The following is a 26,504-nucleotide window of genomic DNA, read 5'->3' on the forward strand; positions in this document are numbered from 1 at the left end:
GAAAAAAGAAGAGTTTAAGGAAATTTTGGCAATTTTAAGAAGGCAGAACCCTGATAGGATAAGGGTTCTGTGAAATTTGTCGTGTACAGAGGTGATATTCATATGATGAACTGAGTTGAACAGCCTGCATATTTTTTCTGTGGTAAGTAATCAAATCAATCCCTTGATCTTTTAACCTACTTTTTATTTCTTGGTTGATATAGCCACGCTACTCATAAAGCTTTGCACCTAAACTTCAACTAATTACCCAATCATTTTTTATGCCAGCGATATGTCCATTCGATAAAGCAGAACAAGCGACTTCACCAAATTGATTCATCGCAAGATGTAACTTATAACCATAAAATCAACCCATCGTGCTTTTACTACTAGATGCAATTTTGACCAATGATTTATGACATTAAATCATTGGTAATAAGGTAGACTTCTAAATAAGTGGTTTTTATCTTCCTTTAACCCTATGAAGAATGCTTTAAAAATTATTAAAATGAGAATACCTCTACCAAATGGCGATAAAACAGATTTCCGAGATCATCAGTTGAGCAGTTCTGATTCTTAAAGAATGGCAGTTTTGTTTGATAAATTCCCAATATATTTCTTCAAATTTAAGAAATAATCAATTTCACAGAATAATTCGGTACTACTAAATATCAGGACTAGAGCGTTAGGTTTAGTGTGGCAACTCAACTGATGGCTCTAGTCCTCTTATTTTCTTTAGTCAATTTCTTATCCGTGATTCGGGTTACAGTAACTGCGGGAAGTTATTCAGCTATTCCCTTTTTTAAAGACTTAACTTCAATCTAAAGGTAAAATTACCACGAATGTTCTAATTGGATACCAATATTTGAACCATTGGAGGTACTATAGAAGCTACTACCTGGGTTAACAAAATCTCTCATCCGTTGTTCAGCCGCATTCCAAAATGCATATGTATAGTATAGTCTCAGCTCTGGCCGATCATTATATCCATTCCCATGGAGAGTAAATGTTGGAGCAAATGTGATCTTTGTCAAATCACGTGTTTCATTACCTTGTTTGATCTGATCATAACCGATCTCACCAGTTAACTTGAAATTATCGCTTACTACATATGATGTTCGAGTACCCACTGATAGCCACTTTGCATCTTCTTGCTGTTCGTAATCATTAATTTGATAAAGGAGCTGAGCTTGCCCATTCAGTACTTTATTTGGACTTTGCCAATCCAATACATCAAGCATACGGATAGCAGTATTATCACGACTTAGACTTACATCCCCAGTATAACCCAACCCTACTCCTGATCCTTCACCATATTGAAATACAACAGTATTTTTACCATTAAAAACATTTGACGTAATATTCTGAATAGTGAAAGCCCACCCATCATTATCGTGATCAATATAAGACACGCCAAAATTCAATTTATTTCTTTCACTTAACTTGACATCACTCACTGTGAAATCATGTTTACTGATGTATTTATCCTGAAATAAATTATCTTTTCTTGAAAAAACATAACTAAGGGCAAAATTATCTAGTTTATAGTGATCTATCCCGAAACCAGTTCCACTTTCATTCCAATAAAAGAAATCAGACATGTTGATATCATTTCGATTGTAGTATCGTCGCCCCGCCCAAAAGTTACCCCCATTTAAAAATGAAATATTGGTCCAATCCAGATAAATCTGGTTCATCCGAGTGTATCCACTACCCCCACTGAATTTCAAAGATTTACCATAATCATTGTAGAATTGAACCATACCATTAATATTAATTTTTGAATGATCTGAAAGCTCGGCTAACTGTTGTGATGCAAATACCTCACCATATTGCTCACATTCGTTGCCTAAACGGTATTTTGATGGAGCACCTGTCAGCTTAAAACACTCTTGCATGTCACCATGATCTGTCCCCCCCATACCCGTTCGGAAGTAACCATTTACTTCTATTGCAGATACAAATTGTGAAGACATAAGTAGTGCGGCACTATACACCCATAGCGGCTTTTTCATTTTAAAATTCCATTTTTTAGACAAAAACATCCAACTGACCTAAATAAATAGATCAGTGGAAGCACGCTTGTTAATTAAGAATTGACAAATTTAGTTAGGGCGAATCCCTTCAAATGCATTCTGTAATAAATGACGAATGGCATTTTTTTCGATAGGTTTTGGATTCCAGTACGGGTTAGATAATGCAATCTCCGTTGCTTTATCTAGACCTACCTCGGTTAAACCTAGTTCAGATAAAGAAGTAGGTCCTTCTAACTCAGAAACGAGATCGAATAGTGCATTTGCAGCTGTACTCTCAGTTGCTCCTAATGCACGTTTAATTCGCTCCATTGCCTCAGGTACTGCTTTTTCGTTGTACGCAATTGCATGAGGAAGTACAACAGTATGTGTTGGTGCATGTGGCAAGTTGAAGCTTCCACCCAACGTATGGCAAAGTTTATGATGAATAGCCATACCTACATTACCTAAGACATATCCACACAACCAAGCACCATATAAACACAAGGTACGTGCTTCAATATCTTGATCATTTTTCTTGAGAAGCCTTAGTCCATCAGCTAATGCACGAATCCCTTCTTCAGCTAGTAAAGACATAATAGGATTACCATTTTGAGCATACAAACCCTCAGCTGCATGAGCGATTGCATTTATCCCACTAGTGATGGACATATCAAGAGGCAAGCTTAAAGTTAACTCAGGATCATAAATCACTGTTTTAGGTAGAACTCTCTGGTCCTTACCTGTCTTCTTGATCCCATTTTCAGTTATTCCATATACAGGTGTCATTTCTGAACCAGCATAAGTCGTCGGTATAGCAAGTATTGGTAAATCATACTCAAGTGCAATTGCTTTACCTAAACCTGTAGTTGAACCGCCACCCACTGCAATTGCACAGTCAGCACCCAACGCTCTTGCTACAGCCACTGCCTCTTTCGCAGTTTCTACTGGTACATGCATGACTGCTTTTGGAAAAACACCAACTGATGAACTACCGAGCAATTCTGATATTTTCTCAGCTAATTCAACTTGCTCAGGTGTAGATAAAATTAAAGCCTTTTGTGCTCCCAAAGCTTCAATCTCTGCTTTTAAGTTTTTAAGAGATCCCGCTCCAAAAATAACTCGGCTTTGTGGAATATCATAAATAAACTCATTTTTCATAAATTTTCCTTATGGTAATGGTGTAGGTTGGTACGCATAAAAAAGCCATGCGTTGTTTTCCTTACGCCAAATTGCTAATGACTTATTTCTTAAACTTTTCTGAATATTTCCAGCGACTAACTCAGAGTGCATTTCACCAAATACAAGTGCAACTTCACCAATAATTTGAATTTTAGAAATTGGATGTTTGATCCATTTATAATCATAGAAACCACCAAACAACTTATCCAAATATGATTCCTTAGAATCTGTAACTCCACTTGTATGTGTGTATGTCATTTCTGGATGAGCTAGTTTTGCAAAATCTTCATAGCGCCGCTCAACAATTGCTTTGAAGCGCTCTTCTTCCAGATTTTTAATTAAAATATCTTCCATTCGATTAATCATACTCTAGATAATTCAAGTTATAATTCATCGTATCTTTTATAAAAAATTTAAAAAACAACGATTTAGGAAATAATATTTTCATAAATGAAAGAATCCCTTCAAATTAATTTATTTATTAAAAATCAATTGCTTATCAGACATAATACTATCTCTATTTTATAAATGATTTTTCTATATTATTAAAAAGGCTCTTAATTAATAAGAGCCCTTCTATCTAGTTCAGTATCTCTTGATTAAGTACTCACTACTCTTTTAATAATCATTGCAATTCCTTGACCGACCCCAATACACATAGAACACAAGGCATACGTCCCTCCCGTTTGTTCTAATTGGTTAAGGGCCGTGGTCACCAAACGCGCACCCGATGCACCGAGTGGATGACCAATTGCAATCGCACCACCATTTGGATTCACTTGGGTTGTATTGTCCGCTAAACCCAGATCACGCGTGACGGCAAGCGCCTGTGCGGCAAAGGCTTCATTAAGCTCAATCACATCCAGCTGTTCGATCGTGAGATTGGTTTGTTTTAGTAATTTCTTGATCGCTGGCGCTGGGGCAAAACCCATGATGCGCGGTTCTACACCGACAGCCGTAGAGGCAATGATCTTGGCACGTGGTTTTAAGTTGTACTGTTGAATTGCATCTTCCGATGCAATCAGCAAAGCCGCAGCACCATCATTTATACCTGATGCGTTTCCCGCTGTGATAGTGCCGTCTACTGTGACAACAGGCTTGAGTTTCGCCAAACCTTCTAGTGTGGTCAATGCGCGTGGATGTTCATCGCTATCGACCACAATCGGATCATCCTTACGTTGCCCAATGATCACCGGGATGACCTCATGTTTAAAAAAGCCTCGGGCTTGCGCGGCTGCTGTGCGCTGTTGGCTTGCTAAGGCAAACTGGTCTTGATCGGCACGGTTAATGTTAAATTGTGACGCTACGTTTTCTGCAGTTTGTGGCATGGTGTCTACACCATGCAAAGCTTTCAGCTTCGGATTGATAAACCGCCACCCCATAGTAGTGTCTTCAATCTTTTGACTACGACCATATGCACTTTCTGATTTGCCCATCACAAAGGGTGCACGGGTCATGCTTTCTACGCCGCCCGCAATGATTAAGTTCGCTTCACCGGCTTTAATGGCACGTGCAGCAATTGCAATCGCATCCAATGATGAACCACATAAACGGTTGATAGTGGTCGCAGGCACTTCAACCGGTAAACCCGCCAACAATGCTGACATACGACCGACATTACGGTTATCTTCGCCCGCTTGGTTGGCACAACCGTAGATCACGTCATCGACCTGTTTCCAGTCCACAGTAGGATTACGCTGTATTAAGGCTTGAATAGGCAGTGCACCCAAATCATCTGCACGAACTGGAGCTAAACCACCAGCATAGCGACCAAATGGTGTACGAATAGCATCTACGATATAAGCGTTTTTCATTTTAAAATTTCCATTTTCTACCTCCCTATATCTCTCTTGAAAGAAGGGAATTTTTCCCTCTTTCTGAAAGAGGGTTTAGGGGAGATTAATTATCCCTGGGTCGCATCAATCAATGGCGCACCCGTTACCGCCTGCAACTCTGCAAAGCTTAAACCTTCTACTTTTTCAATCACTTTTAAGCCTTCAGGCGTAACATCAATAACACACAGATCTGTGTAAATACGGTCTACACACTTCAAACCTGTCGCGGGATAGCTCAGTTCAGCCACGATCTTCGGTTCACCTTGTTTGGTGACATGGTCAGTGGTAATAAAGACTTTTTTAGCACCGACAGCCAAATCCATAGCACCACCTACCGCTGGAATTGCATCGGGTGCACCCGTATGCCAGTTGGCTAAGTCGCCATTAACTGCCACTTGAAAGGCACCTAGGACGGCAATATCTAAGTGACCACCACGCATCATGGCAAAAGAGTCACCGTGATGGAAAAAGCTACCGCCTTGCAGCATGGTTACATATTCTTTACCTGCATTGATCAGTTCAGGATCTTCTTGATCTTTTTCAGGTGGTGGACCAAAAGCCAATAAACCATTTTCAGAATGTAAGAACACGTCTTTGCCAGATGGGAGATAACTGGCAATTTTAGTCGGTAAGCCAATACCGAGATTGACATAAGCCCCATCCGGAATATCTTGTGCCACACGTTCAGCAATCTGGTTGCGGCTGAGTTTTTGATAGCTCATGAAAGTCTCCTGATTACACAGCAACAGGTTCAGGTTGTACCTGCACCACATGTTGAACGAAGATGCCCGGGGTAATGATGTGTTCAGGGTCTAAAGCCCCTAAGTCCACCACTTCAGAGACTTGTGCAATGGTTACATTTGCTGCCATCGCCATAATCGGGCCAAAGTTACGTGCCGATTTACGGTAGACCAAGTTACCCCAACGGTCGCCTTGTTGGGCTTTAATCAAAGCAAAGTCTGCTTTGATTGGGTATTCCAGCACATAATCTTTACCGTCAATGTGACGGGTTTCTTTGCCTTCGGCCAATAGGGTACCGTACCCAGTTGGGGTGAACACTGCGCCGAGTCCCATACCTCCCGCTTGAATACGACAGGCCAAATTGCCTTGAGGCACCAGTTCTAACTCAATTTTTCCTGCACGATAGAGTTCATCGAAGACCCAAGAGTCGGACTGACGCGGGAATGAACAAATAACTTTTTTGACGGCACCCGCTTTGAGTAGCTTGGCTAAACCATAGTCGCCATTACCAGCATTATTGCTGACGATAGTGAGGTCTTTAATCCCGAGTTGAATTAAGCTATCAATCAATTCTGCAGGTTGTCCTGCTGTACCAAAACCACCAATCATGATGGTTGAGCCGTCGCTGATTTGGGAAAGTACTTTCTCAATAGAAGCCACAGTTTTATTAATCATTATACTGCCTCTGTCTTTTCCTTATTTAAGATAAAATCAAAATCTAAAGTATAGAAAGGTGCATTTTGGTATTTACCATTCGGAGCGGTTCCACTCTCATGTTTTACCCATTCCGCAATAAGTGAAGTTCGTACTCCAAATACGGTATCTGAATCCAAATATTCGCCAGCATCTTTAAATACATGAGTTACCAATCGCTCATAGCCGGGAGCGGAAATCATGAAATGTAAGTGAGCAGGTCTCCAAGGATGACGATTTAATGCTTCAAGCATTTTTCCTACCGGACCATCATGTGGAATTGGATATGCTTCGGGAACAATAGTTTGAAAATGATATTTACCATCTTTATCAGCATGAAACACAGCGCGACCTTGGTATTTTTCAAGATGTTCTTTCTGTACATCATAAAAACCTTCATCATCTGCTTGCCAGACTTCAATCTCAGCATTAGGAATAATTTGACCATCTATTCCTTTGATGACGCCATTTACAAACCAAGATGTACCTTTAACACCCTCACTCATATTGCTTCCCAGCTCTAAGTGAGGTGCATCTTGAACATGAAATGGACCAAATACTGTTGCTTCAGTACAGCCAATCGGCTTTTTATGGTTTTGAGCAATTACTAAAGTGGATAGACCAAGTGTGTCAGATAAAAGAATAAATTCTTGACGTGTTGGACTACAAATTTGCCCAACATCAGTTAGGAACCTCACGCCAATTTCCCACTCTTCTTCAGTCAATTGAACTTCGCGAGCAAATGAATGTAGATGCTGCACCAAGGAATGCATGATGTCTTTTAACCGTTCATTCGACGTAGAAGAGTTTCTCTCTATAACAGCTTGAGTGATTGTTCTTTCATCTAAATTTTTCATAATTTTTCCATAAAATGAATCTAACTCCTATATTTCTCATGCTAAGCTGTTAATTATTGAAATAAAATATTGGTTGAGAAAATCTTTATTTCATATTGGAAATAATAGGAAGGAATGAAATGGACAGATTAACGGGCATGGAATTATTCGTTGCTGTTGCAGAGTTAGGAACCCTCAATAAAGCTGCTGAAAAATTAGATATATCTAATGCTGCTGCAACTCGGCATATCGCGGCACTAGAAAGCAGGCTCAATGTCCGCTTAATTGAACGCAGTACTCGTCGCTTATCCTTGACCACATTAGGAATCGAATACTACAAAAAATGTAAAGATTTGCTTTCCGAAATTGACCAAGCTGAGTCCTTAATCACTTCGGCTGCAGTTGAACCTGAGGGAACGGTCACGATTACATCATCAATTTCATTTGCAATTATGCATATCACACCGTTAATCCTTCAATTTAATAAGCTATATCCCAAAATTAAAATCAATTTAATTGGTGCAAATCGTTATCACGATATTATTGATACCAACATCGATATTGCTATCAGAACTCGTGAATTTGAACCTGATTCCAATCTTACTATTCGAAAATTAGCAACTACACACCGGATTTTAGCTGCCTCATATGATTATATAAAACGTAGAGGAAAACCTACAACGATTGAAGAGCTCCAAGATCATGACATTTTGCTCTACAGTCATGCGAATAACCCAAGAATATTAAGTTTTAACAAAGATGATGAGGTTAAAAATTTCGCCTTACATCCCATTATGGAAACTAATGATGGTCAAATTGTAAGATCTGCTGCTTTGAACGGTGCTGGCATTTTAATTCAACCTCTTTACATTATTTATCAAGATATTGTGGAAGGAAGACTTATTCCCATTTTAACGGATTGGAAGCTTCCAGAACTTACAATCAATATTGCCTTCCAAAGTAGGCAATTCATGCCTATAAAGAACCGTTTATTTATAGACTTTCTAATTGACGATTTTTCTAAAAAGGAATATCAACGTTATTGGAATAGTATCCAGTCTATTGGGTAATCCCCTTCTGCTTAAGTAGTTTTATAAATAAAATTTCATATGAGAAATTTTGTTTTTCTATGAAAGACTTTACAGATACTGCTGAACAAGCTAGTTTTCTCCGCCTCTATAACAGGTTAATTCAATTATTCTTTTATAACCAAAATTTTAAGTGAATAATACCGCTAAAAGAGAGAAAACATGTCTACGTTGAAGTCTAAATACTATACACGTACAGCCCAACTTCTACATTGGATCATGGCAGTAATTTTTATTATTGTTTGGTTGATAGGTTTTTATAGTGGCAATTTTTTAAGCTATGAGATAGATGGCCCCCTCAAAGGCAATGTTATAACATTACATAAGAATATTGCCACTATTCTGATCTTTTTATTAGTTATTCGTATCCTTTGGCGTTATACCCATCCCGCACCAGAATTGCCAATTACCATGTCACCGATAATGAAAAAGTTTGCCCATTTCGGGCACCTTACGCTGTACCTTATGTTAATTGCCTTACCTCTTACAGGCTGTTTATTTAGCTGGAGTGCAGGACACCCTGTTCCTGTAATATATCTTTTTGAAATTCCAAGGTTAATACAGAATAACCCTGAACTTTTAGCAGTGGTTAAACCATTACATATTTATTTTTCATGGTTTGCAGGAATTTTAATAGTTGGACATACAGTAGCTGCATTAAAGCATCATATTATTGATAAAGATAATGTGCTTCGAAGCATGATTAAGTCTAAATGAGAAAGGCGATTGATTCTATTTAAAAAGAAAGATTATTTCTAATATGAAATAATCTTTTCCTCAAAAGCTCTTTAACGTCATAAAATAAAAGGTTAATTTTAGGCGAAATAGAAAATTGGAATGATTTTACAGGAGTTCTGCTATGCAAAAAGATAAATTAAAAGTTGCACTTTTAGGTATTACCCACCCACATACCTCAGGACGAGTAAAAGCACTACAACGTCGTCAAGATATTGAAATTTATGGTGCAGCAGATCATAGCGAACTTTTAAAACCTTTTTGTGAGGCTTTGAATCTTACTGAACGTACTAGAGAAGATATTTTAAGTAATCCAGATATTGATATCGTTCTGGTTCATTCAAAAAGCTATGAAATGGCCGATCTAACGATCGCAGCATTACAAGCAGGAAAAGCTGTTTTAGTTGAAAAACCAGCTGGCCGGGGTGTAGCAGATACACAACGCATCGTTGAGGCTGTTAATGAATATAATGGCTTTGTTCAGGTTGGTTACTGCTGGCGTTTTGCCCCTTCTATCAACGTCATGCATGATGTTATTCAGCAAGGTAAAATCGGTAAAGTTTTACAAATTCGTGCTCATGCAGGTTGTTCGCATAATGAAGCCGAAACAGCGCATATGAGACAACCTGGTGATCTTGGTGGCGCATTCTTTGTTATTGGTTGTCATTTATTTGATCGCGTACTTCATCATTTTGGCATGCCAAAATCTGTAAATGCACGTATTACCAAATTCAAAGATTTCAAAGGTGAAGAGTCTCGGGAAGATGCGGCAGGTGCGATTCTCAACTACGATGATAAGATTGTGGTTGTAGACTTTATGTCTTGGGACGTTCTTCCTTGGACTGAAAGCTGGGATATGACAGCTTATGGTACTGAAGGTATTATGTCTTCTCGCTCATTACCCTCATCTTACAAACTCTATCAGACCGGTAATATCGAAGGTACTACAGAAGGTTGGACAGAATGGCATGAGACAAGTTTCCCTGAGATTTGGGCTACGAAGAAAACTGAATATTCTCCAGATATTGCTGAAATTGGCAACCCAGTCTATTTCGATCGTGAATTAAACGCATTCTTAGATTCATATCAAAATGATAAGCCATCTCAAGTACCGGCCACTCAGGCCCATAATATTTCAATTTTACTTGCAGCATTATTTGATTCTGCTGAAAAAAAAGGTGTTGAAGTATTTCTTTAAAGTAAAATATAATAGAAAAGCAGCTATTTATAGCTGCTTTTCTATTTCACTAATAAAGAATTAATTTTTTTGACCATTTTTTTCAACTAATAAAGCAATAATAAAAATAATTAATCCACTTAAACTTAGAGCAGAACCGATTTGAATAGGTGCAAGCCATCCCATATTTTGAGTTAATACCACCCCTCCCAAATAAGCACCTAAAGCATTGGCTAAATTGAAAGCAGAATGATTGAGCGATGCTGCTAGACTTTGGGCATTACCGGCAACTTCCATTAAACGTATTTGAAGTGTGCTTGCTAAGCCAATTACAGTCATACCAATCAAAAATAAGCCTATGAGAGCTGTAAATATATAATCCATCATAAAACTAACAAGTAAAAAAGTTATTGCTGAACTAATTAGAACTCCCACAATAGTTTTATTGAGATTTTTATCAGCAAAGTGCCCAGCTAAGAGCCCTCCTACTACCATTCCAATTCCCCATATAGCAAGAGCGAAAGGTACAACGATAATATCAGTTTGAGTATATTCAGTTAGAATTGGAGAAATATAGCTATAAACTGAAAACATACCACCAAAGCCAATCGCACCTACTGCTAGTGTTAACCAGATATTTATATTTTTAAGTCCTGCTAATTCATTTTTTATACTCGCTGTTTTGTGAACAGGGATATGGGGTACAAAAGCTATAATTGCTATTAAAGTTAAAAAAGCTATAAGGGCAGAGAATATAAAACCTGAACGCCAACCAAATTGTTGTCCAATCCATGTCGCTAAAGGAACACCAATGACTGTAGCTATGGTAAGCCCCATCATCATTAATGCTATAGCCGTGGAACGCCGATTAGGATTAGCAAGTTCTGCAGCAACTAAAGCTCCAATACCAAAATAGGCCCCATGAGGAAGTCCAGCAATAAATCGGGATAATAATACAGTTTCAGGGGTATCCGCCAAAGCTGTTAAAGTATTAGCAATTCCATAGAATAACATGAGCACTAGTAGCAATTTTTTGCGAGGAATCTGGGCACATGTAATCGCAATAATTGGTGCTCCAATTACGACTCCCAATGCATAAGCACTGATAAAATAACCAGCATCCGGAATAGACACCTGTAGATCTTTAGCAATTTCCTGAATCAGCCCCATTGCCACAAATTCAGTTGTGCCAATACAAAATCCACCAATTGCTAGCGCCAAGATAACACTAGAAAGTGAATAAGAATGAGATAAGAGAGGATTAGATGTCATAATTAAAAAATACAAAGTATGTTATATTTTAAAGATAAAAAAAAGATCTAAGAGAAAAATCCTAGATCTTTAAAAAAACTCAAAATTAATTAACTATAGAAGTCAAAACCGGTTGTTAAACCAGCATCTGCCATAAGATCAGCCCCTAATAATGCGCTTGAACCTGAAGATAGTAAGAATAAAATGGTTTTTGCAACATCATCAACTTCTAAAATTTGACCATACGGTTGGCGATTGGCTCGTTTAGGATGGAAAGTTGGATCATTTACGGAGTCAACATGTCGTTTAAATAAACCAGCCATCATTGGACCTGGGCTCACGATATTTATCTTTATACCATCACGAGCATAGTCCAAAGAGGTTGTACGTGCCAGTTCACGTACAGCTGCTTTTGATGCAGAATAAATTGGTAAACCTTGCTCTCCAAATGTTGCACAGATACTACCGATTAAAACGATACTACCTTGTTTATTTGGGAGCATTAAAGGTAATGCTGCTTGAAGTGCCTGAATTGTGCCTAAAATATTTACATCAAAAACTTTTTTGATACGATCTGGTGTGACATCAAGAATACGATCAACATCTGTAATTGCCGCACAAGGTACTAAACCCACATGTTTAAAATTACCTACTTTTACAGCTTCGGTAAGGGCAGTCCAAGATTCAGGGTTAGTAATATCCCCTTGGAAATGTTCATAATGATCTAATGCATCTAAAGCTGCTGTTTTTTCTGCAATATCAAGACCAAAAACCTTTACATTAGCTTCAGCCAACGCGATTGCCATTGCTTCACCAAGGCCTGAGGATGTTCCAGTAAGAATTACTGCTTCTGGCAGATCAAATGTAATTTGTTGAGATAAACTCATTTATGAAACTCCATGTTAAATCAAATATAGAAATAGAAATATTTTCTTATTTCCTATTTTTTATATTAAATGCGGGAAAACTCATTTAAAACATCATTAATTAAAAACAGTTTTTCTAAAATAATGATATAAATTTTTTACCCCAATAAATAACAGTTAATGAGGATTAATTATATTAAGCAGTTACAATATTAAATGCATTAATTGTAGTTTCATATGATTTTTTTGCCATTTCATCAAGACTTAAAATACGATGATCTTGTGAAATAAGTTCAACACCATAATAAGGTTGATTGAATCCGGCCCTTTTGATTTCATTCAAAAATAAAGGAATATCAAAAGAACCTTGTCCACAGAGCCTACGATGATGAGTAGAATCGTTAAATAAGTCCCCTTGAACTTCATCATTAGCATCATTTAATTCAACAGATTTAATAAGATGAGCTGGAACTTTTCTGATTTTTTCAAAATCGATATTACCACGTACTAAATGCCAAATATCTAAACACAATCCACCATTAGCATCACCAGTATCAACAACTTTCAAGCCATCTTCTAAAGTAGCTAAACGCGAAAATGGCATAATTTCTAGGGCAACATTTGCATTTACCTGAGCTACTTCCTTACACAACTTAGAGAATTCCTCAGCCATGTTTTCCAAACTATTTAGAGAATTTTCAAAAGGCTTAGCACCAATTTTCAAATTACACATTCCAAGTTCTGCACCGAGCTCAATCATTTTAGAACGCTCATAATCAGATACTTTGCGAGCATCACCGGTTAAATACCAATCTAGTAAAATCTCTAGTTCGAAATATTTAATATCGTTATCTTTAAATAATTGACGAATTGTAGCTAAACTGTTTTGCTTAAGTGTTGCTTCCAAATCGCTAAGTACAAGGCCTATTCCTTTCCAACCCGCTTTGGACGCTGCTTCAACACGCTGCTGTAATGTAAATGGGCTAATTTCTGTTGGAGCACCAGGATAAACATTGCCAGCTAGTGTCCAATACGCTGCAAGTAAGTTCGGTCTATTCATGATATTTTCCTTAATAAAAACTTAGTGAGAAATTGCCTGTTTAGAGTCATAACCAGTTAAATCTTGGGTCATTGCACAGTAGCAAATTAGGAGGTAACAAATCATAGGAACAGTAAAGGCTGTTGCCATATTTGACATATCTGAGATATAGCCCATTACTAATGGTAGAACAGCACCACCTACAAACATAGTAATCATCAATGATGCAGCCATTTGTGACTTTTTCCCCATACCCCGTACACCCATTGCAAAAACAGTTGGATAAAGCGTTGATTTAAAAAAGAATAAAACAATAAGCACGATTACAGAAGAATAGTCATAACCTAGAGCAACATATGCACATCCAGCAGCACAGACTAGACTGTTAAAGATTTGCAGTTTACGAGAATCAACGTACTTCATTACAACGATGCCAGCGAAACGTCCCATCATGTAGCAGAACATGGCAATAGATAGGAAATAGGCTGCTTTACTTGGGGTAATGCCATGCCAATGTTCAAGTACAAAGTTGATGAAGAACGCACCAATTCCGAAGTGAGCTCCCGTATAACAGAATTTGCCTATCATGCCTTTATGTAGATTTTTATTTTTTGAAAATGGCAAATGTTCAAAGACATTATCACTATTTACAGCTGTAGATGAGTCATTATGAAACTGTTCTGGGAATTTCAAATTAATGATATAGCTAACTAACGCAAAAATTAGGAGTGAAATAACAGCATAAGTTAGCGTTGCTGGTTCAACAGAAAAACCAGACATGTTCATAACAGGTATGAAGAACACTGCACCACCAACGATTGGGCCACACATTCCACCTAGACCACCAAATGCTTGAGTGAGGGTCAAACGCCGGGCAGCACCTGCTGAATCACCTAATTTAGCTGCATATAAAAGACATACTATTTCTAAACAAGCTAGACCAGTTGCTAAGATAAAAATTGCTGTTAAAAAGGCCGAAAAAGTTCCAATTTGAGTTGCTGGAACGAACCCCATACAACCTACTGCAAATAATATTAAACCTACAATAATTGAGTTTCTGTAGCCGCATTTTTTCATTAAAAAACCGACTGGAATAGCAGAAATAAAATATGCACTTAAATAGGCAGTTTGAATAAAGGCAGATTCACCATGAGAAATATTAAATTTATCCTGAAAGTGCTTATTTAGGACATCTAGTAGTGTATGAGAAAATGCCCAAATAAAGTTACAAGCAATTACAAAAAGCATAGCTGTTTTAAGTGAGATCATTTTCTTTTGAGTGGATGAGTTATCCACAGTGTTATTTAAACTCGCATCCATTGCTAGTTTCCTTATATTTGAATAATAGTTTCCTAAGCAGCATGTAGTTGGACACACTGCTTAAACTATTAAATAACTTAAAGTATCTCTTCTTTGAGATAAGTATGGATAATTTACGCAGCTAGGCTTTTTGCTGGACCTTCTGGATTAATAGCAATAGCTTTACCACTTTCTACTGATTCCATAGCACAAACCGCGAGATAAAGTGCTTGTAAGCCATCAAATAGGCTTGTTGGAAATTCTTCTTGTGATACTAAGCTAGAAATGAATGTATCAAACTCATTTCTATATGAACTGGTATAACGTTCTAAAAAGAAGTTCAATAATGGCTGCTGGGAGCCAGTAAACTCTTTAGTATATTTTTTCAGAGTTGAGGGACGATGATTTTGCGTTTTTAATAGGCCTAAGGAACCTAGTACTTCGATGCGTTGGTCATAACCGTACACTGCTTCACGACAGTTATTAATAATACATTGCTTACCAGATTTGGTTTTCAAAGTAATACTGCAGGTATCGTAGTCGTTAATTGTCTCTAATCCTTCATCGACCAAACGACTGGCTGTGGCAAAAATTTCTACTGGCTCTTCACCAAGAATATATCGAGCTGTATCAAAATCATGAATTGTCATGTCTTTGAAAATACCACCAGAAGTTTTCATATACTCCACTGGCTGCATGCCTGGATCACGGCTTGTAATGATTACTTGTCGAACACTTCCAATTTCATTATTTTCTAGGGCTGCTTTCAATGCAATAGTGTCTTCATCAAAACGTCGGTTAAACGCCAACATGACTTGACCACCATTTTGTTGAATTTTTTCTACAGCATCAATTGAACGTTGAAAATCTAAATCGATTGGCTTTTCGCATAAAACAGGCTTTTTATATTTAGATGCATGCAGCATTAAGTCAACGTGTAGATCAGTTGCCGTAGCGATTACAACTGCATCAATATCATCGCGATTGATTGCTTCATAATAGTCATAACCAGCTTCGCAATTTAACTCATTTGCTAATTTATCTACGCCTTCTTTCCAAGGGTCAGCAATAACTTTAAGTTCACATTGTGTATTTAAAAATGCACTTTTAGAATGGATTTGAGCGATGCGTCCCGCACCTAAAATTGCTACTTTTAACATACAGCTACTTCCTTTTAATAACGATAACTTCAAAAATTAATTATTCTTGCTGATTCTTAGATTATACAAACCAGTTTTGAAAGAAAATAACGATTTTTAAAAACACTTTTTCATTTTTGAAATTAATCTTGCACTGGATTTATCACTTTTAAACTTGAATTAAAACTCCTTTATTTCGCCTAATTTGAAAAAAATTTTAATATTTGATATTTTTTCCAAGCTTTACGCTTCTATATTCCTTGGATTCTCAAATGAAGTGCAACAGAGATTAAATTATTGGAAGGAAGCAAGATGAGCTAGCATTTTGCTTCCGACCGACCAAAGTCAAAGTTGCATCATGAACTATACTCATCTTACTCAAGAAGAAAGATATCAGATTTCTACATTGTTACGTGAAGGTTTTTCTAAACGTTATATCGCCTGGAGGCTAAATCGCTCACCTTCAACCATTTCCAGAGAAATAGCACGCAATCGGGCAAGGAATGGTTACTTCGCTCAACATGCCAATAAATTAGCTCGCAGACGGCATTGCCCTAATCCCAAAAGAATCCCTTATGATACTTGGGCACAGGTCATTGCTTATCTTGATCTCCAATGGAGTCCCGAACAGATTGCTTCTCATGTTTCAGTCAGTCTGCATTCCATATACAGGTTTATACAGCAGGATAAAAGCAGAGGTGGTGCGCTCTTCCACAACTTACGTTTCAGAAATCAAAGAAAGAGGAAATATGGCTCTATCGAGACTCGTGGCCAACTGACAAACCGCAAAAGTATTCACGATCGACCTGCTGAGATTGAGCAGCGCTCCCGCTTCGGTGATTTGGAAATAGATACGATTGTTGGCAAGAATCACCAACAATCCCTGGTTTCAATTGTAGATCGGAAGACAGGTTATCTTTGGCTGAAAAAGTGCAGCACGCGCAAGGCTGAGGAAGTTTGCCAAGCTACGATCAGATTATTGAAACCCATCAAAGCACATCTAAAAACAATTACCGCAGACAATGGTAAAGAGTTCAGCCTCCATGAGTATGCTGCTCAGGAATTAGATATAGATTGGTATTTCGCTGATCCCTATAGCGCCTGGCAGCGTGGAACAAATGAAAATACGAATGGATTGATCAGACAATATATTAGGAAAGGCAGTGACTTGAATGACTATACGGATGCATATATTGCAGAAATTACTCAACGCTTGAATCATCGTCCAAGAAAAAGACTCGGCTTTAAAAGTCCGAGTCAGGTATTATGGCAACAACATGGTGTTGCACTTCAAATGCTAATCTAAGATTTTAAAAAAAAATAGCTAGAAGTCTTAAAAGTGAGGCTTATAAATTAGACCAACGAAGACCCTCTCCAAAAAAAAAAATTTATATCAATAAAACAATAAGTTAAATAAATTCATCTTATCAAGAAAAGTAGTAGCGCTATATTTAATGAAAGAAAACTCCCTATTCCTAGCTGTGAAAAATTTTATTATTGTTAAAAATAATATATAAATTTATATAATAAAAATGATTATATTCTTACTCACTGTTGATATTAGAGTTTAAAGGAACAAAAAGATTTTCTAATTACGCTATTTACTCTAAAAATAGACTGATTTTATTTTTTGATAATACGGCGATTGCGCTCTATGAGCAGCTTCTTGACTAAAAGTTGAGAATAGTAGTTTATTAAACCTATTTCGTAAGCTATTTTTGATTCAACTTCAAACGGCTTTGTTGCACAACCCTATTCTCCAAGGCTGTTCAGCAATATAACTTTTAAATGAAAAGCCTATATGCAAAACCCAAGAAACAACCAATCGGCTTTCCTTTCACTAAGTTTTAATTAATAGGGCCAGCCTCTCTTGGGTTAGCTTCCAAAAAAGCAGGCACAGTCTCCCCGGCGCAGTATACTCCTCCTTGACTCTACGGGCTGGAAATTTTGAGATAGAAATGGAAAAAGAAGAAACATCCGCCTGAATAGCGTCGCCGATGGCCTAAGCCCCACATTGGTATAGATACCAAAACCCTAAAAACACTTGCAGTTCAAGCTTGCTCCGAACAATATTAGCGATTCATAGGCACTGGGGAATTCACTTGATCAAATTCGACCTAACGAGCGCATAGATTCTATTGATAGCGATGAAGCCTATAATACAAACATTGCAGACAAGTGATTTCAGAGTGTCACGTACCTGCAGTAATTCCACCAGAAAAAATGCACCATCCAGGTAAAAATAAAAAAAGTCGGAATCTTGAGCCAGAAATCAATGGTTGAAAACGGTCAGATGTCCAAGGAGCAAAAAAGAATAATTTGGAAAAAGTGCTCTGACTATCATCGACACAGTTTGGCCGAAACCCAGAAGCATTACCTCAAAATAGATAGTATGCAACAAAGCCCTCCAAATTTTAAAAGCCCTGATCGAAAGATTGGGGCTTTTTTTTGTTGTTGATTTTATATTAAAAAACTTTCAGCAGAGTTTGACAAACTCACACTTATCCTTAAGGATAATCTAAAAAATCATGAGTATAACAAGATGAAAAATAGTGCTCTGGCGCCAGTCTATCAGGCTGATATTTTAGGTGAAGGTTATGAGCAGACCACTTTCAATTTTCCTGAAGATTATGAAGGCCCGGTCATTGCCACGCTGGTGCGTAAAAAAGCAGCCCAAACCACCTCTAAGGCCGTGCTTTATATCCACGGTTTTATTGATTACTTTTTTCAAACTGAAATGGCAGAACGCTTTAATCAGCAAGGTTTTGATTTTTATGCTCTGGATTTAAGAAAATATGGGCGCTCCCATTTATGTCACCAGAAGCCCTACAATGTCTACAGTCTCTCTGAATATGATGCTGAAATTAATCAGGCACTCGAGCTGATTGGCCAAGAAGGCCATGACCAGATACTTCTATGCGGGCATTCAACCGGTGGATTAATTACCACCCTTTATACCGCCCGGCATCCCAATCACCCTCTAATCAAGGGACTCTGGCTCAACAGTCCATTTTATGACTTCAACATGCGCTATCTAGAGAAAAAGATTTTATTGCCCCAACTGAGCCGTTTAGGAAAACGCTTTCCAGACCTGCAGTTTCCAAGCCGTCTCAATCGCTGGTATGTACCCAGCTTGCATATCAGTTATCAAGGAGAATGGAATTTCAATCTGGAATGGAAAAAACCAAGCTACCCCTTGGTACGTTTAAGTTTTGTGCATGCCATTTATGAGGCCCAAAAACACCTTCATCAGGGAGTTCATCTTACAGTGCCTACTTTAATCATGCATGCCCATCAAACCCGCTATCTTTTACGCTTTAATTACGCTGCTCAAAGCAGTGACGTAATTCTTCAGGTACAGGACATAATTGATCATGCTCAAAAGCTACAGGGCGATGTACAGCTGTGTTCCATTCAAAATGCTGTCCATGATCTGGTACTGTCAGAAAAACCGGCCAGAGAGCAGGTATATCAGCAACTGTTTCAATGGCTGGAACAAAAATCTCTTTTGACCTGACCAGAATAGGTCAGACCACTCCTAACAGCAGGTCAGGCTGCCTGGTTTTATGACCACTTTTAAAGGTTATCCTTAACAACCCTAAAACAGTAACACTGCGGAAATTCTATAAAAACCAATTTATTTTTAGCTGCTGGCATTTTATCCAGATTTTTTATTTTTTCTTGCTTTGTGACTGTGCAAAAATACAGCACAAAGCTGTGCTTTACTTTAAAGTCGACTTTCCATCATCTGCAAGACTGTGTATAACAATGAACGCTACAGGCAAAGTAATAGGCATAGGCAAAATTGCTTAAAAAGCGTTAGACTATGCAGCAATAATGTCATGATTCGGTCTGATAAAGATCAAAGAAGAAGGTGAAGATTGATGCCGCTCAATACAGTTGAAGAGCTTGTCGCAGATATCCGTGCAGGAAAAATGGTCATCCTGATGGATGATGAAGACCGTGAAAATGAAGGTGACCTGGTTATTGCTGCCACGCATGTCCGCCCGGAGGACATCAACTTTATGATCACCCATGCGCGTGGCTTGGTCTGCCTGACGTTGAGTAAAGAGCGTTGCCAGCAGCTGAACTTGCCGTTGATGGTCGATGCGAACGGTGCCCAGCACGGCACCAACTTCACGCTGTCTATTGAAGCAGCAGAAGGGATTACCACCGGTATTTCAGCCGCTGAACGTGCTCACACGATTCAGACTGCAGTGGCGGCACATGCCAAGCCAACAGATATTGTACAGCCCGGCCATATTTTCCCTTTAATGGCACAGCCAGGTGGGGTATTGCACCGCGCAGGTCATACCGAAGCAGGATGTGATCTGGCCCGCCTTGCCGGTCTGGAACCCGCGTCGGTGATTTGTGAAATTATTAAAGAAGATGGCACCATGGCGCGCCGTCCGGATCTGGAAGTATTTGCCGAAAAGCATGGTCTGAAAATTGGCACCATTGCCGACCTGATTCATTACCGTATGACCAATGAGCAGACGGTTGAGCGTATTGATCATCAAGCCATCGAGACTGAATATGGCAGCTTTGACTTGTATCGTTACCGTGAGCTCGGCAATCCGGATATTCATTTAGCCTTAGTAAAAGGCGAGCCTAAACAAGGTGTCACGACGGTACGCGTACATGGTTTCAACCCGACCCGCGATCTTTTAAAAGTCAAAAAGCCGGACAGTGAAAGTACCTGGAATCTGGACCGAGCACTCAAAGAGATTTCTACCAGCGACCGCGGTGTGCTGGTCTGGATCGGCCAGCGCCATTTACAGGACTTAGGCCCGGCTTTAGAGACCCTGAAAGCGCCGAAAAATGTCAAATCCAATGCTGCACTGTCTCAGCAATATCAAACCATTGGGGTGGGCGCACAAATTTTACGTGATCTGGGCGTGGAAAAAATGAAGCTGCTCAGCTCTCCATTACGTTTCAATGCCCTGTCCGGCTTTAACTTAGAAGTGGTGGAATACATCACTGCACAACAAACATCTTAAGAAATAATCGAGGTTCCTATGGCTATTCGCCGTATTGAAGGTATGTTACATCTCGCGAGCGAAGGCCGTTTCGCGATTTTAGTTGGTCGTTTTAATAGCTTTGTTGTTGAACATCTGTTAGAAGGTGCTATTGATACGTTGAAACGTCATGGCGTATCAGAGGATAATATTACGGTTGTTCATGCACCGGGTGCCTGGGAACTGCCGGTAGTTGCAAAAAAACTGGCTGTTTCGGAACGTTTCGATGCCATCATTGCACTTGGCGCAGTGATTCGTGGTAGCACCCCTCATTTCGATTTTGTGGCGGGTGAATGTGCCAAAGGTTTGGGCGTGGTTGGCCTGGACACTGGCTTACCGGTCATTAACGGTGTACTCACTACGGACAGTATCGAACAAGCGATTGAACGCTCGGGTACAAAAGCAGGAAATAAAGGCAGTGAAGCTGCTTTAACTGCGATTGAAATGGTTAACTTGTTAAAGGCTATCTAACGCTATGTCGCAAACACTTCAAGCAACTTATGCAGCAAAACGTAAAGCACGTCGTTTTGCTGTGCAAGGAATTTATGAATGGCAGATGAGCCACAATCCGGTGCATGAGATTGAAGCACGTACGCGTGTGGAAAATGCCATGCATAAAGTGGATCTGAGCTATTATCATGAATTGTTGACTCAAGTGGTTGCCAATCATGAAGCACTGGATGCGCTCTTAATTCCGGTACTGGATCGTGAAATTACCGTACTGGACGGCGTTGAGCTGGCTACACTGCGTTTGGGCGCCTACGAATTGAAAGAACATCTGGAAATTCCGTATCGCGTGGTTTTGGACGAAGCAATCGAACTGGCTAAACATTTTGGCGGTGCAGACAGCCATAAATACATCAATGGTGTATTGGATCGTTTAGCCACGACGCTACGTACAGCAGAAAAACAGCAAGCCCACTAGTTTAAGTCGCATTGTTGTATGGCTGAGTTCTCGATTATTGATAGCTATTTTAATCGGCAGAATCTCAATTCTGTCGATTTAGGCGTCGGTGACGACTCAGCCGTGCTCACCCCTCCTCCACAGCAACAACTGGTGATCTGTACCGATACTTCAGTGGCTGGACGACATTTTCCCCTAGAGACCGACCCGCATGCGATTGGCTGGAAATCGGTTGCTGTTAATCTGTCCGATATTGCTGCCATGGGTGCCACTCCGCACAGTATTTTGCTGGCCTTGAGCCTACCCCAAATTGATCATGCCTGGCTCAAAGCCTTTAGTCAGGGTCTGTATGATTGCTGCGATCAATTTGGGGTGAGCTTAATTGGTGGAGATACCACACAAAGCCCTCACCTGACCATAAGCATCACTGCACTTGGCTGGGTCGATAGCGGACAGGCTATTCCGCGCTCAGGTGCCCAACCGGGTGACCTGATCTGTGTCAGCGGTACCGTCGGCGATGCAGCTTTTGCCCTGAATCATCCCGGCCACCCCTTACAGCAGCGGCTAGATTATCCGAGCCCACGCTGCCAGCTCGGTGCTGCCTTAAAAGGCCTGGCACATAGCATGATTGATGTTTCGGATGGCCTGGCTCAAGATCTGGGACATATTCTTCAAGCTTCTCAAGTGGGTGCAACCCTGGCACTGGATAAGCTCCCGCTCAGCCCTGCCCTGCACGCCTTGCGTGATGAGCAAAAATGGCAATATGCGCTCGCCGGTGGCGATGATTATGAATTATGCTTTACAATAAGTCCGCAAAATTATGAAAAATTATTGCAAAAACAAATTGATGTTTCGATTAGTATAATCGGCACTGTTCATTCTTCACTCGGTTTAACTTTTGAAAAAAATGGCATAGATCATTTGCTTCAATTTAATGGGTATCAACATTTTGCATAAACCTGCAATAAATTTTAAAGCGATGTCCTGGAAGGACCGATTGATTGTATTGAGTGGAGTGGGCTTTGGTTCTGGCCTGGCACCGAAAGCGCCGGGGACGTTTGGCTCAGCTTTTGCGCTGTTATTTGTACCGTTCTGGCTCTCTCTGGGTTTTTTAAATAGCCTTTTTGCCATGGTGATCATGTCACTGATTGGCATCTATATCTGTGGCAAAACCGCTGAGCTGATGGGTGTACATGATGATGGCCGGATTGTCTGGGACGAATTTGCTGGGCAATCCATCACTTTTCTACCCGTTCTCTATATGGGGCAGATGAACTGGCTGTGGCTTCTGGTTGGCTTTGTCCTGTTCCGTTTGTTTGATGTCTGGAAACCTTGGCCAATCCGGGTCATTGACCGCCAAGTCGGCGGGGGATTCGGCATCATGCTGGATGATATTATTGCCGGCCTTTGGGCAGCTCTCTGTATTCTGATTTATCTTTATTTTACCATGGCCTAGCTACATTTAGGATGAGAACATGTCAACGACTGTCATTATTCTTGCTGCAGGTAAAGGAACGCGTATGCGCTCTCATTTACCCAAAGTATTACAACCTCTTGCAGGACGCCCCTTACTTGGTCATGTGATCGAAACGGCGAAAAAGCTGAATGCTAATAATATTATTACCATTTATGGACATGGCGGTGATCGTGTCCAAACTGCATTTGCAGATCAAATTATCCAATGGGTGGAACAGGCGGAACAGCTGGGTACCGGTCATGCGGTACAAATGACGTTACCGGTCTTGCCACAAGATGGCATCTCGCTGATTCTCTCTGGTGATGTGCCTTGTATTAGGCCAGCTACCTTGCAAAACCTGCTGAATGCTACCCAAGAGACAGGCATTGGCCTGGTAACCTTAACCTTGCCAGATGCAACAGGTTATGGTCGTATTGTCCGTAAAGATGGCCAGATTCAAGCGATTGTTGAACATAAAGACGCGACTGACGCACAGCGCCAAATTAAGGAAATCAATACCGGGATTTATGCTGTTAGCAATGCCAAATTACATGAATGGCTGCCACGTTTAAGCAATGATAATGCACAAGGCGAATATTACCTGACGGATATCGTGGCGATGGCGCTGGCCGATGGCATGCAGGTGGCCTCGGTAGAGCCTGAGCTGGCTTTTGAAGTCGAAGGCGTCAATGACCGCGTACAACTGGCTGCCCTGGAGCGCCAGTTCCAGGCTTTTCAAGCCAAGCAGCTGATGCAGCAAGGTGTTCATCTGATTGATCCCAACCGTTTTGACCTACGCGGCCATTTGACGGTCGGCAAGGATGTGAAAATTGATATCAACGTGATTATCGAAGGTGATTGCGAACTTGGTGACCAGGTTGAAATTGGCGCAGGCTGTGTGATTAAAAATACCAAAATTGCTGCGGGCACCAAAGTACAGCCATATAGCGTATTCGATCAGGCTGTTGTCGGTAAAGATGCGCAGATTGGTCCCTTTGCACGTTTACGTCCAGGGGCGAAACTGGCCAATGACGTACATATTGGCAACTTTGTCGAAGTCAAAAATTCAAGTATTGGCCTAGGTTCCAAGGCCAATCATTTCACCTACTTAGGTGATGCCGAAATCGGCAGTGGTTCTAATATTGGTGCCGGTACCATTACCTGCAACTACGACGGCGCCAATAAATTTAAAACCATCATTGGAGATAATGCCTTTATTGGTTCCAACAGCTCCTTGGTTGCTCCGGTACAGATTGGCAACGGTGCCACTGTCGGTGCAGGCTCAACCATTACCCGTGATGTGGCAGAGAACAGTTTAGCGGTGGAACGTTCCAAGCAATTTGCCAAAGAAAATTATCCACGTCCGCAAAAGATCAAGAAATAAGGGGAAATATTATGTGTGGTATCGTCGGTGGCATTGCGGAACGCAGCATTACCAATATTTTAATTGAAGGCCTGAAACGTCTTGAATACCGTGGCTATGACTCAGCCGGCTTAGCCCTGATTAACCAGAATCAGGTTCTACGTGAACGTCGTGTCGGCAAGGTTGCCAACCTTGAAAATGCAGTCAATGAATCACAGATTATTGGTTCGCTCGGGATTGCCCATACCCGCTGGGCCACACATGGCAAGCCGACTGAGAATAATGCCCATCCGCATATCTCCGGCAATGTGGCTGTGGTACATAACGGCATTATCGAGAACTATCAAGAGCTGAAAGATGACCTTGAAGCTTTAGGTTATGTATTCACTTCACAAACCGACACTGAAGTCGTTGCCCATCTGGTCAATGATGCACTGAAATCGACCCCGATTTTACTGGAAGCGGTAAAACAGGTGGTGCCACAACTAAAAGGCGCGTATGCACTGGGTATTGTTCATACCGATCATCCGGATGAGTTAATCACGGTGCGTGAAGGCTCACCACTGGTGATTGGGGTTGGAATTGGTGAAAACTTTATCAGTTCTGACCAGTTGGCCCTGCTGCCAATTACCAACCGCTTTATCTACCTGGAAGAAGGGGATATTGCCCGTTTGACTCGTAGCACGATTGAAGTGTTTGTGGATGGTCGACTGGTTGAGCGTCCGGTGAAGGAACTGGATGCTGCGGTGAGTAATGCCTCTAAAGGCGAATACAAGCACTATATGCTCAAAGAAATTTATGAGCAGCCTGAAGCCATCCAGCAAACCATTTCCCAAGCACTCAATGGAAATGCCCTGCGTGAAGACTTTCTGGTTAGTGCAGAGCAGGATTTTTCCAAGATCCAGCAGATCCAGATCATTGCTTGCGGGACCAGCTACCATGCCGGTATGATTGCCAAATACTGGTTTGAGCAGCTGATCGGCCTGCCTTGTCAGGTTGAAATTGCCAGTGAATTCCGTTACCGCACGCCAGTGATTGTAAACCACACCCTGTATGTCTGTATTTCTCAGTCCGGTGAAACCGCAGATACCCTGGCGGCCTTACGTGATACGCAAAAACGCGCTCAGGCCAAAGGTTTAGACATCAGCACAATGACCATTTGTAACGTGGCTACATCGTCGATGGTACGTGAAACTGAGCACAGCTTGCTGACCTTGGCAGGACCTGAAATTGGGGTCGCATCGACCAAAGCTTTTACCACCCAGTTGACTGCATTGATGTTGCTGGTACTGAAAATCGGTACTGTCAAAAACACGATTTCAACGGAACAGGTTACCGCGATTACGACCGGGCTCTGGCATACTCCTAAAGTGATTCTGGACACCCTGCGTTATGATGATGAAATTCTGCGCCTGTCTGAACTGTTTGTAGAAAAAAACCATTGTCTGTTCCTCGGCCGTGGGACGCATTTCCCGATCGCGCTTGAAGGTGCGTTGAAACTGAAAGAAATTTCCTATATCCATGCAGAAGGCTATGCAGCAGGTGAACTGAAACATGGCCCACTGGCACTGGTGGATAATGATATGCCTGTGGTCATTCTGGCACCGCAGGACGACATGCTGGACAAATTAAAATCCAATATGGAAGAAGTTCAGGCACGTGGTGGCGAGTTATTTGTCTTTGCTGATGAGCATAGCGGCATCAAGGCCAAAGAACGCCAGCATGTGGTGCATATTCCTGAAATAGATCCACTTTTAGCCCCTATCGTCTATAGCATTCCGGTTCAGTTGCTGTCTTATCATGTAGCCGTCCTGCGAGGTACGGATGTAGATCAACCACGTAACCTGGCAAAATCAGTGACTGTAGAATAATCAGAATTGAAGCAAGGCTG

The 26,504-nt window shown here is 40.5% G+C and carries 24 protein-coding genes and 1 pseudogene; 12 read left to right on the forward strand and 13 right to left on the reverse strand.

Features of this window, described 5'->3' with window-relative positions:
- Positions 1-79 precede the first annotated feature (79 nt).
- The 8 genes and pseudogenes from NI467_RS07205 to NI467_RS07240 all read right to left on the reverse strand — a co-directional run.
- A pseudogene (locus NI467_RS07205) lies at positions 80-651 on the reverse strand (transposase); the annotation flags it as partial.
- Positions 652-812: 161 nt separating this feature from the next.
- Positions 813-1,994, reverse strand: coding sequence for a carbohydrate porin (locus NI467_RS07210; protein WP_253152068.1), 1,182 nt, complete (start codon positions 1,992-1,994; stop codon positions 813-815).
- A gap of 90 nt (positions 1,995-2,084) precedes the next feature.
- On the reverse strand, positions 2,085-3,152 hold the full coding sequence (locus NI467_RS07215; RefSeq protein ID WP_253152069.1) for a maleylacetate reductase: 1,068 nt from the start codon (positions 3,150-3,152) through the stop codon (positions 2,085-2,087).
- Between the two features lie 9 nt (positions 3,153-3,161).
- A complete protein-coding gene (locus tag NI467_RS07220) occupies positions 3,162-3,527 on the reverse strand; it encodes a nuclear transport factor 2 family protein (protein WP_253152070.1) in 366 nt (121 codons plus the stop codon).
- A 245-nt stretch (positions 3,528-3,772) separates the two neighbouring features.
- Positions 3,773-4,987, reverse strand: a complete 1,215-nt coding sequence (gene pcaF / locus NI467_RS07225) for a 3-oxoadipyl-CoA thiolase (RefSeq protein ID WP_253152071.1) — start codon at positions 4,985-4,987, stop codon at positions 3,773-3,775.
- 89 nt (positions 4,988-5,076) lie between these two features.
- Positions 5,077-5,730 (reverse strand): 3-oxoacid CoA-transferase subunit B, encoded by a 654-nt coding sequence (locus NI467_RS07230; RefSeq protein ID WP_253152072.1) that lies wholly within the window; start codon positions 5,728-5,730, stop codon positions 5,077-5,079.
- Between the two features lie 13 nt (positions 5,731-5,743).
- Entirely contained in the window at positions 5,744-6,424 is a 681-nt protein-coding gene (locus NI467_RS07235) for a 3-oxoacid CoA-transferase subunit A (RefSeq protein WP_253152073.1), read from the reverse strand.
- Complete coding sequence (locus tag NI467_RS07240) at positions 6,424-7,299, reverse strand: intradiol ring-cleavage dioxygenase (RefSeq protein WP_253152074.1); 876 nt, start codon at positions 7,297-7,299, stop codon at positions 6,424-6,426. The genes NI467_RS07235 and NI467_RS07240 overlap by 1 nt, the downstream gene beginning before the upstream one ends.
- A gap of 119 nt (positions 7,300-7,418) precedes the next feature.
- Between NI467_RS07240 and NI467_RS07245 the strand changes: the two genes are divergently transcribed.
- From NI467_RS07245 to NI467_RS07255, 3 genes are all read left to right on the forward strand, one after another.
- Positions 7,419-8,348, forward strand: a complete 930-nt coding sequence (locus NI467_RS07245; protein WP_253152075.1) for a LysR family transcriptional regulator — start codon at positions 7,419-7,421, stop codon at positions 8,346-8,348.
- 180 nt (positions 8,349-8,528) lie between these two features.
- On the forward strand, positions 8,529-9,083 hold the full coding sequence (locus NI467_RS07250; protein WP_253152076.1) for a cytochrome b: 555 nt from the start codon (positions 8,529-8,531) through the stop codon (positions 9,081-9,083).
- A 142-nt stretch (positions 9,084-9,225) separates the two neighbouring features.
- The gene (locus tag NI467_RS07255; RefSeq protein ID WP_253152077.1) at positions 9,226-10,299 is read left to right on the forward strand and encodes a Gfo/Idh/MocA family protein; all 1,074 of its coding nucleotides are present in this window, start codon (positions 9,226-9,228) and stop codon (positions 10,297-10,299) included.
- A gap of 60 nt (positions 10,300-10,359) precedes the next feature.
- Here NI467_RS07255 and NI467_RS07260 read toward each other — a convergent pair whose 3' ends face one another.
- The 5 genes from NI467_RS07260 to iolG all read right to left on the reverse strand — a co-directional run bounded on the left by NI467_RS07260 (position 10,360) and on the right by iolG (position 15,893).
- Entirely contained in the window at positions 10,360-11,550 is a 1,191-nt protein-coding gene (locus NI467_RS07260) for an MFS transporter (RefSeq protein ID WP_253152078.1), read from the reverse strand.
- Between the two features lie 89 nt (positions 11,551-11,639).
- The gene (locus tag NI467_RS07265) at positions 11,640-12,416 is read right to left on the reverse strand and encodes an SDR family NAD(P)-dependent oxidoreductase (RefSeq protein ID WP_253152079.1); all 777 of its coding nucleotides are present in this window, start codon (positions 12,414-12,416) and stop codon (positions 11,640-11,642) included.
- A 175-nt stretch (positions 12,417-12,591) separates the two neighbouring features.
- A complete protein-coding gene (locus NI467_RS07270; RefSeq protein WP_253152080.1) occupies positions 12,592-13,455 on the reverse strand; it encodes a sugar phosphate isomerase/epimerase in 864 nt (287 codons plus the stop codon).
- A gap of 21 nt (positions 13,456-13,476) precedes the next feature.
- Positions 13,477-14,754 carry an MFS transporter gene (locus NI467_RS07275; protein ID WP_253152081.1) on the reverse strand — a complete coding sequence of 426 codons (1,278 nt, stop codon included), beginning with the start codon at positions 14,752-14,754 and terminating at the stop codon, positions 13,477-13,479.
- Positions 14,755-14,867: 113 nt separating this feature from the next.
- The gene (gene iolG / locus NI467_RS07280; protein ID WP_253152082.1) at positions 14,868-15,893 is read right to left on the reverse strand and encodes an inositol 2-dehydrogenase; all 1,026 of its coding nucleotides are present in this window, start codon (positions 15,891-15,893) and stop codon (positions 14,868-14,870) included.
- 337 nt (positions 15,894-16,230) lie between these two features.
- On the opposite strand from iolG, the gene NI467_RS07285 reads away from it, so the two are divergent.
- The 9 genes from NI467_RS07285 (at position 16,231) to glmS (ending at position 26,484) form a co-directional block, all read left to right on the forward strand.
- Positions 16,231-17,178 (forward strand): IS30 family transposase, encoded by a 948-nt coding sequence (locus NI467_RS07285; protein ID WP_253152083.1) that lies wholly within the window; start codon positions 16,231-16,233, stop codon positions 17,176-17,178.
- 1,236 nt (positions 17,179-18,414) lie between these two features.
- The gene (locus NI467_RS07290; protein ID WP_253152084.1) at positions 18,415-19,389 is read left to right on the forward strand and encodes an alpha/beta hydrolase; all 975 of its coding nucleotides are present in this window, start codon (positions 18,415-18,417) and stop codon (positions 19,387-19,389) included.
- Positions 19,390-19,756: 367 nt separating this feature from the next.
- A complete protein-coding gene (gene ribBA, locus NI467_RS07295; RefSeq protein ID WP_151207226.1) occupies positions 19,757-20,872 on the forward strand; it encodes a bifunctional 3,4-dihydroxy-2-butanone-4-phosphate synthase/GTP cyclohydrolase II in 1,116 nt (371 codons plus the stop codon).
- Positions 20,873-20,890: 18 nt separating this feature from the next.
- Complete coding sequence (gene ribE / locus NI467_RS07300) at positions 20,891-21,361, forward strand: 6,7-dimethyl-8-ribityllumazine synthase (protein WP_151205653.1); 471 nt, start codon at positions 20,891-20,893, stop codon at positions 21,359-21,361.
- A gap of 4 nt (positions 21,362-21,365) precedes the next feature.
- Positions 21,366-21,815 carry a transcription antitermination factor NusB gene (gene nusB, locus NI467_RS07305; RefSeq protein WP_151205652.1) on the forward strand — a complete coding sequence of 150 codons (450 nt, stop codon included), beginning with the start codon at positions 21,366-21,368 and terminating at the stop codon, positions 21,813-21,815.
- Positions 21,816-21,833: 18 nt separating this feature from the next.
- Complete coding sequence (gene thiL, locus NI467_RS07310; RefSeq protein ID WP_253152085.1) at positions 21,834-22,751, forward strand: thiamine-phosphate kinase; 918 nt, start codon at positions 21,834-21,836, stop codon at positions 22,749-22,751.
- Positions 22,729-23,250, forward strand: a complete 522-nt coding sequence (locus NI467_RS07315) for a phosphatidylglycerophosphatase A (protein WP_253152086.1) — start codon at positions 22,729-22,731, stop codon at positions 23,248-23,250. The genes thiL and NI467_RS07315 overlap by 23 nt, the downstream gene beginning before the upstream one ends.
- Before the next feature lie 19 nt (positions 23,251-23,269).
- On the forward strand, positions 23,270-24,634 hold the full coding sequence (gene glmU, locus NI467_RS07320) for a bifunctional UDP-N-acetylglucosamine diphosphorylase/glucosamine-1-phosphate N-acetyltransferase GlmU (RefSeq protein WP_253152087.1): 1,365 nt from the start codon (positions 23,270-23,272) through the stop codon (positions 24,632-24,634).
- 11 nt (positions 24,635-24,645) lie between these two features.
- Entirely contained in the window at positions 24,646-26,484 is a 1,839-nt protein-coding gene (gene glmS, locus NI467_RS07325) for a glutamine--fructose-6-phosphate transaminase (isomerizing) (protein WP_253152088.1), read from the forward strand.
- The last annotated feature ends 20 nt before the right edge of the window (positions 26,485-26,504 follow it).

It is taken from the genome of Acinetobacter sp. S4397-1, assembly GCF_024129285.1.
GTDB classification, from domain to species: Bacteria; Pseudomonadota; Gammaproteobacteria; order Pseudomonadales; family Moraxellaceae; genus Acinetobacter; species Acinetobacter lwoffii_C.

Bases quoted from the DNA above. Each gene is read 5' to 3' on its own strand.
- NI467_RS07210 (WP_253152068.1), bottom strand. From the start codon at position 1,994: ATGAAAAAGCCGCTATGGGTGTATAGTGCCGCACTACTTATGTCTTCA.
- NI467_RS07215 (WP_253152069.1), bottom strand. From the start codon at position 3,152: ATGAAAAATGAGTTTATTTATGATATTCCACAAAGCCGAGTTATTTTT.
- NI467_RS07220 (WP_253152070.1), bottom strand. From the start codon at position 3,527: ATGGAAGATATTTTAATTAAAAATCTGGAAGAAGAGCGCTTCAAAGCA.
- pcaF (WP_253152071.1), bottom strand. From the start codon at position 4,987: ATGAAAAACGCTTATATCGTAGATGCTATTCGTACACCATTTGGTCGC.
- NI467_RS07230 (WP_253152072.1), bottom strand. From the start codon at position 5,730: ATGAGCTATCAAAAACTCAGCCGCAACCAGATTGCTGAACGTGTGGCA.
- NI467_RS07235 (WP_253152073.1), bottom strand. From the start codon at position 6,424: ATGATTAATAAAACTGTGGCTTCTATTGAGAAAGTACTTTCCCAAATC.
- NI467_RS07240 (WP_253152074.1), bottom strand. From the start codon at position 7,299: ATGAAAAATTTAGATGAAAGAACAATCACTCAAGCTGTTATAGAGAGA.
- NI467_RS07245 (WP_253152075.1), top strand. From the start codon at position 7,419: ATGGACAGATTAACGGGCATGGAATTATTCGTTGCTGTTGCAGAGTTA.
- NI467_RS07250 (WP_253152076.1), top strand. From the start codon at position 8,529: ATGTCTACGTTGAAGTCTAAATACTATACACGTACAGCCCAACTTCTA.
- NI467_RS07255 (WP_253152077.1), top strand. From the start codon at position 9,226: ATGCAAAAAGATAAATTAAAAGTTGCACTTTTAGGTATTACCCACCCA.
- NI467_RS07260 (WP_253152078.1), bottom strand. From the start codon at position 11,550: ATGACATCTAATCCTCTCTTATCTCATTCTTATTCACTTTCTAGTGTT.
- NI467_RS07265 (WP_253152079.1), bottom strand. From the start codon at position 12,416: ATGAGTTTATCTCAACAAATTACATTTGATCTGCCAGAAGCAGTAATT.
- NI467_RS07270 (WP_253152080.1), bottom strand. From the start codon at position 13,455: ATGAATAGACCGAACTTACTTGCAGCGTATTGGACACTAGCTGGCAAT.
- NI467_RS07275 (WP_253152081.1), bottom strand. From the start codon at position 14,754: ATGGATGCGAGTTTAAATAACACTGTGGATAACTCATCCACTCAAAAG.
- iolG (WP_253152082.1), bottom strand. From the start codon at position 15,893: ATGTTAAAAGTAGCAATTTTAGGTGCGGGACGCATCGCTCAAATCCAT.
- NI467_RS07285 (WP_253152083.1), top strand. From the start codon at position 16,231: ATGAACTATACTCATCTTACTCAAGAAGAAAGATATCAGATTTCTACA.
- NI467_RS07290 (WP_253152084.1), top strand. From the start codon at position 18,415: ATGAAAAATAGTGCTCTGGCGCCAGTCTATCAGGCTGATATTTTAGGT.
- ribBA (WP_151207226.1), top strand. From the start codon at position 19,757: ATGCCGCTCAATACAGTTGAAGAGCTTGTCGCAGATATCCGTGCAGGA.
- ribE (WP_151205653.1), top strand. From the start codon at position 20,891: ATGGCTATTCGCCGTATTGAAGGTATGTTACATCTCGCGAGCGAAGGC.
- nusB (WP_151205652.1), top strand. From the start codon at position 21,366: ATGTCGCAAACACTTCAAGCAACTTATGCAGCAAAACGTAAAGCACGT.
- thiL (WP_253152085.1), top strand. From the start codon at position 21,834: ATGGCTGAGTTCTCGATTATTGATAGCTATTTTAATCGGCAGAATCTC.
- NI467_RS07315 (WP_253152086.1), top strand. From the start codon at position 22,729: ATGGGTATCAACATTTTGCATAAACCTGCAATAAATTTTAAAGCGATG.
- glmU (WP_253152087.1), top strand. From the start codon at position 23,270: ATGTCAACGACTGTCATTATTCTTGCTGCAGGTAAAGGAACGCGTATG.
- glmS (WP_253152088.1), top strand. From the start codon at position 24,646: ATGTGTGGTATCGTCGGTGGCATTGCGGAACGCAGCATTACCAATATT.